Source organism: Acidovorax sp. LjRoot118, assembly GCF_964253575.1.
Taxonomy (GTDB): domain Bacteria; phylum Pseudomonadota; class Gammaproteobacteria; order Burkholderiales; family Burkholderiaceae_C; genus Acidovorax.
In genome coordinates this window covers 2,514,583-2,529,363 of record NZ_CAXURB020000001.1, presented here as the reverse complement: position 1 = coordinate 2,529,363, position 14,781 = coordinate 2,514,583, and the positions used below count along the sequence as shown (strand labels likewise).

General features: G+C 66.0%; 12 protein-coding genes. 7 read left to right on the top strand and 5 right to left on the bottom strand.

Translation table 11 applies throughout. The features are described from left to right. Window positions 1–2,130 (bottom strand): 3-hydroxyacyl-CoA dehydrogenase NAD-binding domain-containing protein, encoded by a 2,130-nt coding sequence (locus ACSQ9E_RS11915; RefSeq protein WP_436217889.1) that lies wholly within the window; start codon window positions 2,128–2,130, stop codon window positions 1–3. Window positions 2,131–2,239: 109 nt separating this feature from the next. Between ACSQ9E_RS11915 and ACSQ9E_RS11910 the strand changes: the two genes are divergently transcribed. The 3 genes from ACSQ9E_RS11910 to ACSQ9E_RS11900 are packed head-to-tail and all read left to right on the top strand — an operon-like array spanning window position 2,240 to window position 4,820. Next, a complete protein-coding gene (locus tag ACSQ9E_RS11910) occupies window positions 2,240–3,151 on the top strand; it encodes a LysR family transcriptional regulator (RefSeq protein WP_057267546.1) in 912 nt (303 codons plus the stop codon). Beyond that, on the top strand, window positions 3,148–4,143 hold the full coding sequence (locus ACSQ9E_RS11905) for an SMI1/KNR4 family protein (RefSeq protein ID WP_436217888.1): 996 nt from the start codon (window positions 3,148–3,150) through the stop codon (window positions 4,141–4,143). Before ACSQ9E_RS11910 ends, ACSQ9E_RS11905 begins: the two co-directional genes overlap by 4 nt. Further along, window positions 4,143–4,820 carry a hypothetical protein gene (locus ACSQ9E_RS11900; protein ID WP_436217887.1) on the top strand — a complete coding sequence of 226 codons (678 nt, stop codon included), beginning with the start codon at window positions 4,143–4,145 and terminating at the stop codon, window positions 4,818–4,820. Before ACSQ9E_RS11905 ends, ACSQ9E_RS11900 begins: the two co-directional genes overlap by 1 nt. 18 nt (window positions 4,821–4,838) lie before the next feature. Here ACSQ9E_RS11900 and ACSQ9E_RS11895 read toward each other — a convergent pair whose 3' ends face one another. Further along, window positions 4,839–5,915 carry a site-specific integrase gene (locus ACSQ9E_RS11895; RefSeq protein WP_436217886.1) on the bottom strand — a complete coding sequence of 359 codons (1,077 nt, stop codon included), beginning with the start codon at window positions 5,913–5,915 and terminating at the stop codon, window positions 4,839–4,841. A 125-nt stretch (window positions 5,916–6,040) separates the two neighbouring features. Between ACSQ9E_RS11895 and ACSQ9E_RS11890 the strand changes: the two genes are divergently transcribed. Next, a complete protein-coding gene (locus ACSQ9E_RS11890) occupies window positions 6,041–7,039 on the top strand; it encodes a DNA-binding protein (RefSeq protein ID WP_436217885.1) in 999 nt (332 codons plus the stop codon). Between the two features lie 36 nt (window positions 7,040–7,075). Here ACSQ9E_RS11890 and ACSQ9E_RS11885 read toward each other — a convergent pair whose 3' ends face one another. Then, window positions 7,076–7,867 (bottom strand): SHOCT domain-containing protein, encoded by a 792-nt coding sequence (locus tag ACSQ9E_RS11885; protein ID WP_436217884.1) that lies wholly within the window; start codon window positions 7,865–7,867, stop codon window positions 7,076–7,078. 217 nt (window positions 7,868–8,084) lie between these two features. On the opposite strand from ACSQ9E_RS11885, the gene ACSQ9E_RS11880 reads away from it, so the two are divergent. Then, window positions 8,085–8,588, top strand: a complete 504-nt coding sequence (locus tag ACSQ9E_RS11880) for a VC1465 family Xer recombination activation factor (RefSeq protein WP_436217883.1) — start codon at window positions 8,085–8,087, stop codon at window positions 8,586–8,588. Further along, the gene (locus tag ACSQ9E_RS11875; protein ID WP_436217882.1) at window positions 8,585–8,956 is read left to right on the top strand and encodes a hypothetical protein; all 372 of its coding nucleotides are present in this window, start codon (window positions 8,585–8,587) and stop codon (window positions 8,954–8,956) included. The genes ACSQ9E_RS11880 and ACSQ9E_RS11875 overlap by 4 nt, the downstream gene beginning before the upstream one ends. A 522-nt stretch (window positions 8,957–9,478) precedes the next feature. Here ACSQ9E_RS11875 and ACSQ9E_RS11870 read toward each other — a convergent pair. Then, window positions 9,479–11,989 (bottom strand): putative bifunctional diguanylate cyclase/phosphodiesterase, encoded by a 2,511-nt coding sequence (locus ACSQ9E_RS11870; protein WP_436217881.1) that lies wholly within the window; start codon window positions 11,987–11,989, stop codon window positions 9,479–9,481. A gap of 133 nt (window positions 11,990–12,122) precedes the next feature. Continuing rightward, entirely contained in the window at window positions 12,123–14,405 is a 2,283-nt protein-coding gene (locus ACSQ9E_RS11865) for an EAL domain-containing protein (protein ID WP_436217880.1), read from the bottom strand. A gap of 108 nt (window positions 14,406–14,513) precedes the next feature. Between ACSQ9E_RS11865 and ACSQ9E_RS11860 the strand changes: the two genes are divergently transcribed. Continuing rightward, window positions 14,514–14,747, top strand: a complete 234-nt coding sequence (locus ACSQ9E_RS11860; protein WP_436217879.1) for a hypothetical protein — start codon at window positions 14,514–14,516, stop codon at window positions 14,745–14,747. The last annotated feature ends 34 nt before the right edge of the window (window positions 14,748–14,781 follow it).

Genomic DNA, 14,781 nt, shown 5'->3' with positions numbered 1-14,781 from the left:
TCAGGCGGGTTGGTTCAGACTGTCGAAATTGCGGCCCTCTGCAACGAGCTGTTCGAGCAGGGCGGCGGGCTTCCAGAACAGCGGTTCGTCCTTGGCGAATTCACGGATGTCGGCGAGCACTTTGTCGAGGCCCTGCATGTCCGCCCACTTCATGGGGCCGCCACGAAAGCGCGGAAAGCCGTAGCCGGACAGAAAGGTCACGTCCACATCCAGCGGGCGCAGGGCAATGCCCTCGGCCACCACCTTGGCGCCCTCGTTGACCATGGCGGCCATGTAGCGGCGCATGATCTCGTCGGCGCTGAACGGGCGCGGCACCACGCCCTTCCTGGCGCGCTCGGCATCTACGATGGCCTGCACCTCGGGATCGGGCTGGCCTATGCGGGCGCCCTCGGGGTAGAGGTAGAAGCCCCGGCCGGTCTTCTGGCCGAACCAGCCGCGCTCGCAGATGCGGTCGGCAATCTCCACGTAGCGCGCCTTCGGGTCACGCTTGGCGGCGCGGCGCTTGCGCGTGGCCCAGCCGATGTCACCACCGGCCAGGTCGGTCACCTGGAAGGGGCCCATGGGGTAGCCGAAGCCGCGCACGGCCGCGTCGATCTCGTACGGGCTGGCACCGTCTTCCATGAGGTAGTCGGCCGCCTGCTTGTACACGGCCAGGATGCGGTTGCCGATGAAGCCGTCGCACACGCCGGCACGCACCGGCACCTTCTTGAGCCGCTTGGCCAGCTCGAAAGCGGTAGACACCACGTCGGCGCTGACCCGGGCGGGCACCACGATCTCCAGCAGCTTCATGATGTTGGCGGGACTGAAGAAGTGCAGGCCGATCACGTCCTGCGGGCGCGCGGTGGCCGCCGCAATGGCGTCGATGTCCAGATAAGAAGTGTTGGTGGCTAGCACGGCGCCGGGCTTGCACACGCGGTCGAGCTCGCGGAACACGGCCTTCTTGACCTCGATGTCCTCGAAAACCGCTTCAATCACCAGGTCGGCGCTGGCAATGTCCTCGTAGCGGGTGCTGCCGTTGTAGCGCGCCAGGGTGGCGGCCTTGGCCTCGGCGCTCATGCGGCCCTTGGCCACCAGGGCGTCGTAGACCTTTTCCACATGGGCCCGGCCGCGCGCGATCGATGCCTCGTCGCGTTCGATCATGGTCACGGGCAGGCCGGCGTCCAGCGCCGAGACGGTGATGCCGGCGCCCATGGTGCCGCCGCCGATCACGGCGATGGAGGCCACAGGGCGCGGCGCGGCGGCATTGGCCTCGGGCACCTTGGCGACTTCGCGCTCGGCAAAGAAGGCATGGATCAGGCCGGCGCGCTGCGGGCTGTCCAGGCAGGCGAGGAACTGGGCGCGCTCGAACTGCATGCCTTGGTCAAAAGGCAGGTCCAGCGCGGCCTGCACGCAGTCGATGATCTTCAGCGGCGAGAACAGGCCGCGCGCGGCCTTGGCGGTGTCTGCCCGAAGCACATCGAGTTCTGCCTGGGCGGCGGCCTTGTCGGCCAGGCGCCCGGCCTGGGCGCTGGTGGGGCGCACCGGTGCCTGGCGTGCCAGCAGCTCGCTCACGTAGGCCAGCCCGGCGGCAACGGGATCGTTGCCCTCGGCCACCACGTCCACCAGGCCTGCGGCCAGGGCCGCCTGGGCATTGAGGTGCTTGCCGCTGAGCATGAGCTCGGTCGCCGCCTTCACCCCCATGAGGCGGGGCGCCCGCTGCGTGCCGCCGGAGCCGGGCAGCAGCCCCAGCAACACCTCGGGCAGGCCCAGTTGGGCGCTGGGCAGCGCCAGGCGGTAGTGGGCCGACAGGGCCACTTCCAGCCCCCCGCCCAGTGCCGCACCATGGATGGCGGCCACCACCGGCTTGCTGCAGGATTCGATGCGCTGGCAGACCTCGGGCAGGGCAGGCGCCACGGGCGGCTTGCCGAACTCGCGGATGTCGGCCCCGGCGATGAAGGCCCGGCCGTCACCCACGATGAGCACCGCCTTGACCTGTGCATCGGCCTCGGCCTGGGCGATCGCCGCCAGCAGCCCCTGGCGCACCGCAGCACCCAGGGCATTGACGGGCGGGTTGTGGATGCTGACGAGCTGTACGCCGTCCTGCAGGGTTGAACGAACGACGGAAGCCGGGGATTGAAGGGTCACGCGCATGTCTCCATTGGGGGCTTGAACAGCAAACCGGGATTTTTGCGGTGACAATGATTTATAACAATCCCCGCTGGAATTGACAGACTGTCAAAACATTTAAGACAATCGGTCTATGGATTCACACTCTCTGGCCTTGCTGGTCGAAATCATTGACTGCGGCAACCTGAGCCAGGCCGCGCGCAAGCTCAAGGTGTCCCGCGCCAATGTGAGCTACCACCTAACCCAGCTAGAAAAGTCCGTGGGCGTGCAACTGGTGCGGCGCACCACCCGCCGTGTGGAGCCCACCGAGGTGGGGATGCGCCTGTACGAGCACGGCCGCAGCATACAGAACGAGATGCTGGCTGCGCGCGAGACCATTGCCACCCTGGGGCAGGGCCTGCAGGGGCGCGTGGGCATCAGCGTGCCCAGCGGCTACGGGCAGATCGTGATGAGCGACTGGCTGATCGAGTTCAAGCGCCTGTACCCCGGCATCGTGCTCGACGTGCTGTTCGAGAACCGCGCCGACAACCTGCGCGACGAGGTGGACATCGCCATCCGCGTGATCCAGGAGCCGCCGCTGTCCCTGGTGGCGCGCAGCCTGGGCACCGTGCGCTACATCGCCTGCGCCTCGCGCGCCTTTGCACAGGAGCACGGCCTGCCGCAGACACTGCTGGAGCTGCGCAGCGCGCCGCTCATCACCGCCGGCGTGACGGGGCGCCAGCTGCGCCTGAGTGCCTACCAGGGCGAAGAGCGGCAGGAGCTGCTGCTGGAGCCCACGCTGATCTCGGAGCATTTTCCGTTTCTGCGCCAGGGCATTCTCGCGGGCCTGGGCGTGGGCCTGGTGCCCGACTACGTGGTGAAGGACGCCATCGAGTCCGGCGAGGTGCTGAGTACGCTCGACGACTACCGCCTGAGCATCTTCGGCACCCGCATGCACCTCTTGTACATGCCCAACCGCCACCAGACACGCGCCGTGCGCCTGTGCATCGAATTTTTGCTCGACAAGGCGCGTGCCGCGCAAGGGGAAGAGGGGGAGGGCGCGTGAGTACCACCAGGGCAACGCCGTTTTCGGGCTTCGATCTGCCCGGCTTCTGGGAAGACAGCGACTACGGGCGCAAGGAGTATGTGGAGCCACCGCCCACGCCAGAGACCATTGCCGCCGTCGAGGCGCAATTGGGCTATCGGCTCCCGGCCAGCTACATCGCACTCATGCAGTCGCAAAACGGCGGCATTCCCGCCCGTGGGTGCTTTCCCACCCAAACGCCAACCTCCTGGGCTGAAGACCATGTGGCGATCAGCGCCTTCAAGGGCATTGGCTTCGCACGGCAGTGGAGCCTGTGCGGCAGCCTGGGCAGCCGTTTCAAGATCGAAGAGTGGGACTACCCGGACATCGGCGTCTACTTCGGCGACTGCCCCTCTGCGGGCCACGACATGATCGCGCTCGACTACCGTGCCTGTGGGCCGTCCGGCGAGCCCGCAGTGGTGCAAGTCGACCAGGAAAGCGACTACCGCATCACGCCGCTCGCACCGGATTTCGAAACCTTCGTGCGCAGCCTCGTGCACGAGTCCAAGTATGAGGACGACCCCGAGGACGTGAAGAAGGAAGCGCTGGAGCACGTGCGCAACGCCCCTTTCCACACGCGGCTGCACAGGCTGTGCGAGCAGTGGCCCGACCCGCGCATGCCGGCGGCCATCCGCCGTCTGGCCGCGGCCATTGTGCAGGACAAAGGCTATTTCGCACTGCATGCGGACGCGAACTCGCACCTGTTGTACGCAGCGCAGTTTCTGCTGCTCAGCAACAGCCGGCCGGTGCGGTCAAAGGAGGGGTTCCTGCAGTCCTACCCAGGCGTCATCGCAATGGTGGGTGGCGCGCATTTTGGCACCGGTGGCTGGGCACCGGGCTTCGTGGAGGACTGGTTCCAGGCGCGCGTGGGCACCGGCGAGCTGGTGCAGACCGAGGGGCAGTGGCACTTCAGTGCGGATTTCCGGGCTGCGCTGCTGCGGCAACTCGTCGATGGCCGCCAGGAGACCGCATGATGGGCCACACGCGCACCACCCTGGCATTCTCCGCAATGCTGGCCTGCGTCTCCTTCCATTCTTGCGCCCAGGCCGAGCCAGCGGCCACCGTCCACGTCGCGGCCTGCGGGCTTGAATTTGATCTGCCGACCGGCTACAGGATCACGCGGCCCAAGCGCTCCGCAGATGAGCGCGATGGCCGCGCCTGTGCGTTCTACATCGTTAAGATCCGGCCCGAGCCTGCGCCGCGCGGCGAATGCAAGGGCAAGGAGGAGGGCGGCGAGCCACCCTACAAGGTGTGCGACTGGATGGTCGATACCGGCCCTGCGCCGCCCAGCGTGCAGGTGGCACGCACACGGCCTGGGGGCACTGCGCTGCTGGACTCGTTCACGCTTGCAGAGGACGGCCGCTGGATGGTGCCGAACGCACAGGCCGGCGACCAGCCCGCGACAGCCGCCGACTTTTGCGGCAGGCCCGCATGGAAGGGCGAAACTGTCATGCGCGTGTTCTGGGGGCGAACACGCACCAAGAACTACACCGAAATCTATGCCGGCTCGGGGGGCACCGATGTCACGCTGGTGCCGCTCGCACCCGATCTCTTCGTGCAATTGCAAAACCCGCCCATCGACGACACGGGCGAGTTCTCGGCCTTCTGCGCCAGCCTGCGCCTGGGCGTTCGTGCACAGGATCTTCCGTAGCGCTGGTCGTCGCCCGCATCAAGCCTGGGGGTCTTCTTCTTCCAGCAGCCTCGCCGCCTGGCTGGCGTCCGAAACCCGGAAGTAACCCAGCAGGCTTGCCACGCTCCGGTGACCCGTCATGGCCATCGTGTCGGCCATGGGGACTTTCTGGGTGGCGGCCTCGGTCACGAAGCCGGAGCGAAGCGAGTGCGCTGAAAACACATCGGGCAGCCCGGCCGCCCGGGCACGCTCCTGAACGATGTCACGCACGGCGGCGGCCGACAGTGCCTCACCGAGCCTGCCGCCTTTTCGCACGCGCCTGAAAATGGGCCCCTCGGTGATGCCCGTGGCCTCCAACCATGCCTGCAAAGCCTCGCCCGCCATCCCCTGGATGGGTTTGTGGTTCTCCGGCCGGTCTGAACCGGTCTGGTTGGTCTTGGAGTGGGCGAGGGTGTAGACGAACGAAGTGGGCCCGCTTCGCTGTAGATGCCTCATTTGCGCCGACGCGACCTCCGAGCGCCGCCGACCACCGCTGGCAAAGGCAAACAGCAGCAGGGCGCGATCGCGCAGTCCTTTGAGGGTGGTGGCATCGCAGGTCGCCAGGATCGCCATCAGCGGGTCCTTGGTGAGTGCATTCTTTTTCTGGGGCAAGGCTCCCCGCTTGGCGTAGGCGCGGCGCGTCTTCGACAGCAGCTCACGCACCTGGGCATCCTGGCAGGGGTTCTTCATGTCCCGCACCTGGTGGGCCTTGGACAGCACCGACACGCGGTGCACCAGGGTGCTGAGCGCCATGGGCCCCGGCTTGCCCTTGAAGCCTGCGTCGACAAGCACCGCATCGATGGCCTGCGGCAGCTCGTGGGCCAGCCCTTCGGCAGTCGTCCGTTGGGCATGGTCAACGATGAACTGAAGCACCGCGCTCGGCGGCAGCGGAAGCGTAATCGGCTGGCCATAGCGCACGTTGAACCAGGCGGCCCAGTAGCGCACGGCCGATCGGTAGCTGGCCAGGGTGTTCGCAGACTCCCCCTCGCGCATCAGCTGATCGACGGCAAGCGCGGTCATATCCGAGAGCACGCCGGGCTCCAGCGCGGCATGCGTTTTGAGGGCTGGCAAGCGCATTTGTGTTCCTTCAGCCTAACTTTTGCATTTATCGTACATATGATGTATTGTTTATTATCAATTTAGCTTTTTACCCACGATAAGCTTCTATTATCGTGGGTAATTTCAGGAAGTGGAGTCGGGCGATGCAAGCGAAAAGTACGAGGGGCCCGCGCGGCGTTCAGATGGAAGAGGTGTGGGCTGCTGCGGACGCAGTTCTCGCCCTGGGGGAGCGCCCGACCATCGAGCGGGTGCGCCTGCAACTGGGCCGCGGCTCACCGAATACGGTGGGGCCCATGCTCGATGGGTGGTTTGGCTCGCTGGCCGGACGGCTGCAGGCGCCGGCAGACCACGCTGACTCGGCCAACGGGCCGGCAGATGTCGAGATTCCCTTGCCGGGGCCCGTCATCCGGGCGGCGAAGACTCTGTGGGGAAGGGCGCTGCAGCAGGCTGACGAAAGGGCTGCCGAGCAATTTGCACAAGCCCGCACAGCGCTGGAGGCGCAAGCCGAATCACTGCGCCATGCGCAGGAAGAGTTGGCACGGGAGACGCAACGCCTGGATGACCGCAATGAGGCCTATGCCGTGGCCATGCAGGCTCGGGATGCCCAGATCGCCGAGCTGGCGCGCCAGGCCCAGGAACTGCAGCAGCAACTGCAGGCCAGCCAACAGCTGCTGGAAGCCACGCGTTCCGAGGGCGCGCAACTGCGGCAGGAGGCGGATGCACAGCGGCGGCGCCACGAGGCCAAGGAGGCAGAACACCAGGCCGAGCGCTCGCGGCTCGAAGAGCGCGCGCAGGCCCAGGAACGCAGGCTCAATGCCGAGGTCGACCGGGCCCGCCAGGAGTCCAAACGGCTGGCGCTACAGCTGGAGGCCGACGGCAAGAAGGCCGCCAAAGCCCTGGCCGATGCCATGGACCGAGCCCGGGAGCTAGACACCCACGTGGGCGCGCTGCAGATCGAAAAAGCGGGCCTGTCCCAGGAACTGCAATCCGCCCTCGACGAGGTGAAGGGCTTGCAGGCGAAATTCGATGAACGCAGCAATGACGTGTTCGCACTGCTCAACGAACTGCGGGACCGGCTGCCGACGGGTGCCGCCGTGGGTGTGGCACCACCACCAACTCGGGTCAGAAGGAAAAGAAGTTAGAACGACCCTGCACCCAGCGAGCCCTTGGGCACCAGCTCAGATTCGCGCGAGCAGCTCCGCCTTCTTCGCGGCGAATTCCGCCTCGGTGAGGATGCCTTTGTCCTTGAGCGCAGACAGCTGCGCGATGGATTCGAATATGGAAGCCTGCGCGCCATGGGACGCGCCGCCTGCGCGGGGCGCCTCACTGGCCGCAGCCATCGGAGCCTGCGCCAGACCACCCTTGCGGGCCAACGGCAGGGCCGAGAGGTTCACGGTTCCGTGCTGGCTGGTAAAGGTCAGCGCAGAGTTGCCACCATGCTGCTGGCCGAAGCCGCTGATCCGATGGTCCAGCGTGTCATACAGCGACACGTCGCCACCGGCATCCACCGCAAGGCGGCGTTGGTCAGCGAAGTACGCGTAGCGGGTGCTGTTCTGAGAGCCGCTGCTGCTCGGCGTCCCCAAATCTGCCGGGTACCACTGGGCCTGCGGATCGGAAACGAAAAACGCCGATGACGGGACGAACGCGGCCGCGCCGTCACCCTGGGATTGCGCCTGAAAGCCGCCCGTTGGCACGAGCCCAGGGGCCGTGGTGATGGCACTGGCCAGTTCGTTGGCCAACCCATCCACGCGTGCCTTCAGTTCGTTGTTGAACATGTCGCCGAGCATGACCATGCCGCCGCGCGCCCACTGGCCGCTGCCGCCGAACTCGGGATGCGAAAACTGCGCCATGGCGCCGTTGCCTCGCTGCAGGGCCATCAGCAACTGCGTGACTGCCTCGGGGCTGAAACCTGTGCGCGAAGCCAGCCTGGAGACAAGTTGCTGACCTTGTTCGGTGAGTTCTGGTGCCATACGGTTCTCGATGAGGGTTCAACTGTCAACCTCAGCCAGTATAGAAGGGGCGAGTGGTGCAGCTTGTTTCCCGTCCTTGGCAAGGTGCCGGTGCAGCCACCGTGTTTGGCGCGTATTTTATTTAACATAATATACATCGTATCTAGTTAGGTATCGTCAGGGCCACCGTCGCCACGACCCCGACACCCGCGCCCAGCTTGCCCAGTCCTTCCGGTCCATGTACCGCAACCTGGGCCTGGATCTGGCCGGCTGCGCGAAGCTTCTTCACGTCACCGAGCGCACTTTGCATAACTGGGCGTCGGGCAAGCACGACATCCCCTATGCCACCTATCGGCTGCTGCGGCTGCTCAACCGGATGGAGCTGCCTGGGCCTGGCTGGGCTGGCTGGTGCTTTCATGGCGGCAAGCTCTGGTCGCCTGAAGGACGGTCTTTTGTGGGCACGGACAGCAATTGGTGGTCCTTGTTGATCCGCCGGGCCGACATGGCTGCAGTGCTTCAACACGATTTGCACCTGGCTTTGGGGCGTGCTGCGGGTGCTGAGCGAGCACCGCAGGCGCGCAGCGATGCACCCGCTGCTGGCACCTCCGCAGGGATGAGGTCGCCTGTAACACCTCATCCTAGTCTCACCAGTGAGAAAAACTGCTTAATTGTTGAGCAGGAGACAAGCCCGGTGGAACGGAAAAACCGCTCTTCAAACGACGCCCGATGGGAGGCCGCATGACCGCCTGGAACAGTCCCAAGCACGCTGAACATCAGAAGGCCCACAGCGAGCGCAAGCGCTCCGGGCTGCAGGCCGTTGCACCTGCCTGGCAGGGTCTGGGCACCGCCAAGGTCCAGGACGCAGCCAAAACAGCCTTCAAGGCAGTCACCTGGCATCACCGAGCCTGCGGCTCGGTTGATGCCCAAGCGTTCCGCCTGGACCTGGCCAGGGCCTTTGCGGCACTGGTCGAGCGCCAGGCCGGCAACCTCGATGCGGCCGCCTGGCTGGATGCCTGGTCAGCCGACATGCCGGCGAGCTGGACGGCCCAGTACCCCGTCTATGCAAACCCCGATGAGCAAATGAGGGCGCAAAGCGTAGAGCAGGCATGACCACCAATTGGCACCTCTTGCCCATCTGTGGGCCCCCTGCTCTGCCTTGAAATAAATCGGGGTGCTTCGCTGCGCGAACAGCTGGCACCCCTTACCAAAACCAGTTAACCAGGAACTGAAATGGCTAGTGATAAGTTTAGTCTGAAAGCGCTCCAGCGAGCCACCGTGAGAGGCGGCCCGCCCCGGGGTATGGGGCAGCGCCCCATGTCCGCCCGTCCACCTGGTAGCGTGCCCCGTGCTTCGTCCAGCAAAGCGGCGATGGTTCGACCTGGTCGAATGCCGCGTGGCGCAGCATTTACCAATGACGTGCCGTCACCGCGTCATGGTAAACATGCCTTTGGAGCCTTTGATTATGTGAGCAAGTCACCATCGCTCCATTTTTTAAAGTACGATGAAGATTATTCCGCCATGGAGGCGAGATAATGACTTATACATCGTATCTAGTCACAGATGTTTGCTCCCCACAGCCCATTACTGCCTGCGTTCTGCGTCTGCTGCGAGCTCCTTCGCCCTCACGCTGGCTCACTTCAGCCCCAGGCCCGCGCCGTCCAGACTGCGCTGGGCCAGGTTCATCTGCTCCAGCGGCGCCGGGCGGCCGAACCAGTAGCCCTGGGCGCTGGCGCAGCCCAGTTGCAGCAGGCGCCGGGCCTGGGCCTCGGTCTCCACGCCCTCGGCCACGACCGTCACGCCAAAGCCCTTGGCCATGTGCAGCACGGCCGTGACGATGGCGGTATTCTGCGACGACTCGACCAGGTCGCGCACGAAGGTCTGGTCAATCTTCAGGCAATCGAACGGCAAGCGGCTCAGGTACGCCAGCGATGAGTAGCCGGTGCCAAAGTCGTCGATGGCGATCTTCAGCCCCAGGGCACGCAGGCGCGAGAGCTGCTGGTGGGTCACGGCGTCGCCTTCGATCAGCACGGATTCGGTGAGCTCCAGCGTCAGGTGCCGTGCTGGCAGGCCACTGGCCTCCAGGGTGCGCTGCACCTGCTCGACGAAATCCGACTGGATCAGCTGGCGGGCCGAGACATTGACGTGCAGGCCAAAGTCTTCGGGCAGGTGCGGCAGCCGCTGCGCAATGTCCCGGGTGGCGCGCAGCATGACCCAGTCGCCCAGCGCCAGGATCAGATCGCTTTCCTCGGCCATGGTGATGAACACGCCGGGCGGCACCATGCCGCGCGTGGGGCTGCGCCAGCGCAGCAAGGCCTCGGCACCGGTGACTCGGCCCGTGGCAAGGTCGATCACCGGCTGGTAGTGCACGAGGAACTGGTCCTTGTCCAGGGCCTGCCGCAGTTCGGACGCCAGCCGGGTGCGCTCCATCGCCTGGTCTGCCATGCCGGGTTCGAACACCATCCACTGGCTCTGGCCATGGCGCTTGGCCTCGCCCAGGGCGATGCTGCCGTTGCGCAGCCATTCCGCCAGCCCTTCGCCACGCAGATGCCCCGCCACCAGCCCCACCGAGGCGTACACCATGACCTCGTCGGCCCCGGCCGAGAACGGTGTGGCAAACAGGCCCAGCACGGCTTTGCCGAACCGCTCGGCGGTCTGGTCCCCCTCCTCCTCCACTAGGCTCAGAAGGGCGAACTCGTCCCCGCCCACGCGGGCCAGCAGCACCGGCGCAGGAAAGTGCCCCCGCAGCCGGTTGGCGACGGCCTGCAGCAGCCGGTCACCCGTGCCGTAGCCCACGCTGTCGTTGATGGCGCGGAAGGCGTTCAGCCCCACGAGGCTGAGCACGGCGCGTTTGGGTTCCGTCCACTGGACCTGTTCCAGCAATCCCCGGCGCGTGAGCAGCTGCGTGAGGCTGTCATGGGTGAGCAGCTCCTGCATCTGCTGGAACGAGCGCTGCAGCCGGTGGGCCATCTCATTGAAGGCGAGCACGAGGACCTTGGTCTCCCGCAGGGGGCTGCTGGCAGCGATGTCCGTGTCCCAGTCGCCACGCGCGATCCGGTTGGCGGCCTCTGCCGTCCTGAGAATCGGCCGCGCCGCCCACTGAATCACCCACAGGCCCAGCAGCAGGCCGATGATGGCGATGGCGCCGGCCGCCAGCAGCGCCCCCTGGCCTGCACTGCGCGAATCTCCGAGCAGCTCGGACTCGGGCAGCAACACCACGATGCGCCAGTCGATGCCACGGGGGTCCGCATAGGATGTGACGCGCCCGAAATAGCGTGCGTCCAGGTGCTGGAAGTGAAAGCTCCCGCCAGCCGCCGCGGGCACATCGCGCAAATAGCCCTCGGCCGTGCGGATCTGGGCACTTGTGCTTTCCGAGATGCGCAGGCGCTCGCGCTGGCCTGCGGCATTGCGGCGGTCGCTGAGCACGGAACCCGGTTCCGAATGGGCCACGATCAGGCCCTGCGCATCGACGATGAAGATCTGCCCCTGCCCGCGCAACGGCTCCTCGCGCAGAAAGCGGTTCAGACTGTCCAGCCGCACATCGGCCTCCATGACGCCCAGCAGGCTGCCATCGGCAACCACCGGCGTCGCTGCCGAGATGGTGATGTCGCCCCGCTCGCCCGCCGTGGTGTAGATGGGGGACCAGCGCGACTGGCCCGATCCCGCCACCGGTGCATACCAGGGCCGCACACGCGGGTCGTAGTTGGGAAAGGCCGCCGCCACCTTGCGCAGCGTATCGTCCTCGTACACATTCATCATGCCGTTCGTCGTGGCATCCTTGAGGATCAGGCGAAACCCCTCACCGGGCTCCCGGCGGATGCCGGTGTACTCCCCCGCCCTGCTCCCGAAGCTCAGCAGGCTGATCTGCTGCTCCCCGGCATACAGGTCGGAGAAGACGCCCCGCAGGTGGGTGTACACGGGGCGCAGGTTCCCCTCCTGGTACAGGCCATGGCGGCTGATGGCGTCGGCCACCGTGTTCTGGATCAGGAACGGGGTTTCCAGAAATTCCGCCAGGCGCGCGCGAGAGTTGGTGGTGAGGGCTGCCAGCACGCGCACACTCTCCTGGTCGATCAGTTGGCTGATCTGCCGGTGCTGCGTGACCGCCTGCAAGACGACCGTGGCAGCGAACAGTGCCGCAAAAGGCACCGCAATAGCAGTCCGCAGAGACAACTGGAAGGCACGCATCCTCAATGGCTCCGGTTACGTTGCAGCCGCATGCAACACGCGTGCTTGCGATCCTGGTGCCATGGCTTAGCGGCCTTTCACAAGAGGTTTTTCATCACGGCACGGGCGGGTGAGAAGCAACGCCCTGGTGCCCTTCGAGCACCTGCGCCAGGGGCACAGGGTAGCCGACAGCGTAACCCTGCGCATAGTGCACGCCAATGTCCTTCAGTATGGCCACCAGGGCCTGGCTCTCGACAAACTCGGCCACGGTGCGCTTGCCCATCAGGCAGCCGATCTCGTGGATCGATTTGACCATGGCCAGGCTCACCGGGTCGCGGTCGATGTCCCTGACGAACTGGCCGTCGATCTTGAGCACATCGACCGGCAGGTTGCGCAGGTAGGCAAACGAGGACAGGCCGCTGCCAAAATCATCGAGCGAGATCTTGCAGCCGCGCCCGCGCAGGGTCTCGATGAAGTGGCTGGCCGTCTGCAGATTGCTGATGGCCGCCGTCTCGGTGATCTCAAAACACAGCTTGGAGCACGGCACCTCGGGGTTCTCCAAAGCCTGCAGCACAAAGGCCGTGAAGGCCGCATCCCCCAGCGACTGGCCCGACAGGTTGATCGAGCACTGCCCGATGCGGCTTTGCTGCGCGACCACCCAGCGCAGCGCATGGGTGACGACCCAGCGGTCCACGCGGGCGGCCAGGTGGTAACGCTCGGCGGCCGGCATGAACAGCCCTGGCAGCACCAGTTCGCCCTGTTCGCTGCGTATGCGCAGCAGGATTTCGCAGTGCAAGCCCTGTGACTCACCGCCCTGCAGCGGCACGATGGGCTGCGCAAACAGCTCGAAATGGTCGTGCGCCAGGGCATGTTCGATGCGGCTCACCCACTCCATGACACCATAGCGCTGTGCCAGCGCCGGGTCATCGATGGCGTACAGGTGGATGCGGCTACGGCCTGCGTCCTTGGCCACGTAGCAGGCGCTGTCTGCGGCCTGCAGCAGGGCACCCACGCTTTCGGTCTGCGCGTCCAGCGCCACCATGCCGATGCTGACGCCGACGCCAAAGCGCTGCTCCAGCCACACGAAATGGTAGCCTGCCAGGCGCTGCTGCAGCCGCTCGGCCACCTGCAGGGCGGCGGCCACGCTGTGGCCGGCCAGCAGGATGCCGAATTCATCCCCGCCGATGCGGCACAGCAGGTCGTCCTCGGCCAGCAGGCCGGCAAACAGCTGGGCGATCTCGCGCAGCATGGCATCGCCTGCCGCGTGGCCGCAGGTGTCGTTCACGACCTTGAACTCGTCCAGATCCAGGTAGCACACCACATGCTGCAGCGCATGGCCGCGCGTGCGCTCCACGGCAAGGGCCAGGGCCTGCTCGAACGCGCGCCGGTTGCCCAGCCCCGTGAGCTCGTCGTGGGTCGCCTGGTAGGCCATCTCGCGGCTCAGGCGGCGCTGCTCGGTCACATCGCGGAACACCAGCACCGCGCCCTGCACTTCGCCATCCGCATCCTTGATGGGCGACACCGTCGCCTCCACCAGCACCCGGCCACCGTGCAGGGTCTGCAAATGCAGTTCCGGATGGCGCTGGGCCTGCGCTGTCGCAATGGTGCTGGCCACCATGTCGGGCGCCGGCTGCGTCGATCCATCCGCAGCGAGCAGACGGAACACCTCGCCGTAGGGCTTGCCCACGGCGGCGGTCAGGCTCCAGCCGGTCAACACCTCTGCCGCCGGGTTGATATAGAGCAGGTGCCCCTGTGCATTGGTCGAGATCACCGCATCGCCAATCGAGTGCAGCGTGACCTGCAGGCGCTCTTTCTCGTGGTAGAGCGCGTCCTCGGCTTCCTTGCGGGCCTGCATGAATCGCACACGGTCCATGGCCACGGCCACATGGGCCGCCATGGCCTGCATGAAGTCGATGTGCCAGGGCAAGGGCGGGCGCACGCCTTCCGCATCGCCATAGGTGCCCATGCCCACGGCACCGAGCCGCTGCTCTGCCATGATCAGCGGCACATTGATGATGGTGCGGTTGTCCAGCGCCGCCACGATCTCCTTGTTGGTGCGCGGGTCGGTGCGTGCGTCGACCACCACCACCACATGGTCCGCAGCAATGATCTCCTGGACCATGCTGTCGCCCGCAATGGGGATTTCGGTGGTGTCGATGGCCCGGGCGAGGGCCGGGTCGTTGATCTGGCTCGAATGCAGCAAGATCGATACGAACCCCGGCTTCAGCCCGTACACGCCCAGCCAGCAATGGGGGTAGCCCAGCACCTGCTCCGCCACCGGATACACCGCATCCAGGATACCGGGCAGGCTCCACGCCCGCTCCAGGCGCTTGCACAGCTGCAGCAAGGCCTTGGTGTGCGAAGGCGCTTCGGTCGTGGTGGCCGTCAGGTCGCTCATGAACGCAGTGTATCCAAGGGTTTCAACAAAACCCCGCGTACCAGGCAGTTTGTTGATGATTGTTTACACCCATGGGACGGGAATTCGCGCTGTGATAGCTTGTGCCCCATGGAGTATGTCGATTTTTTGGTGTCCTGGCTGGGCGGCAACCCCAGAATGGTGACCGCCTGGGCGTTGGTGCTCATGCTGGCACTTGCCTGGCTGTGGCGCGGCCACCGGGCCAACAAGGAGCGCGCCCGCTTCAAGCCGCTGCCGCGCAGCCGCGCGAAACAGGCCGGCGCCAAGGGGGCCGGCACGGTCGTCCCCCCCAAGGCCCAGCGGCGCGTGCGACCACGCCGGTAGGCCCGTGCCGCCGCGTGCTTGGCAAACCGCTACC

What these genes read in the sequence shown, in the direction of transcription:
- ACSQ9E_RS11915 (WP_436217889.1), bottom strand. Translation starts at nt 2,130, where the DNA reads ATGCGCGTGACCCTTCAATCCCCGGCTTCCGTCGTTCGTTCAACCCTG.
- ACSQ9E_RS11910 (WP_057267546.1), top strand. Translation starts at nt 2,240, where the DNA reads ATGGATTCACACTCTCTGGCCTTGCTGGTCGAAATCATTGACTGCGGC.
- ACSQ9E_RS11900 (WP_436217887.1), top strand. Translation starts at nt 4,143, where the DNA reads ATGGGCCACACGCGCACCACCCTGGCATTCTCCGCAATGCTGGCCTGC.
- ACSQ9E_RS11895 (WP_436217886.1), bottom strand. Translation starts at nt 5,915, where the DNA reads ATGCGCTTGCCAGCCCTCAAAACGCATGCCGCGCTGGAGCCCGGCGTG.
- ACSQ9E_RS11890 (WP_436217885.1), top strand. Translation starts at nt 6,041, where the DNA reads ATGCAAGCGAAAAGTACGAGGGGCCCGCGCGGCGTTCAGATGGAAGAG.
- ACSQ9E_RS11885 (WP_436217884.1), bottom strand. Translation starts at nt 7,867, where the DNA reads ATGGCACCAGAACTCACCGAACAAGGTCAGCAACTTGTCTCCAGGCTG.
- ACSQ9E_RS11880 (WP_436217883.1), top strand. Translation starts at nt 8,085, where the DNA reads ATGTACCGCAACCTGGGCCTGGATCTGGCCGGCTGCGCGAAGCTTCTT.
- ACSQ9E_RS11875 (WP_436217882.1), top strand. Translation starts at nt 8,585, where the DNA reads ATGACCGCCTGGAACAGTCCCAAGCACGCTGAACATCAGAAGGCCCAC.
- ACSQ9E_RS11865 (WP_436217880.1), bottom strand. Translation starts at nt 14,405, where the DNA reads ATGAGCGACCTGACGGCCACCACGACCGAAGCGCCTTCGCACACCAAG.
- ACSQ9E_RS11860 (WP_436217879.1), top strand. Translation starts at nt 14,514, where the DNA reads ATGGAGTATGTCGATTTTTTGGTGTCCTGGCTGGGCGGCAACCCCAGA.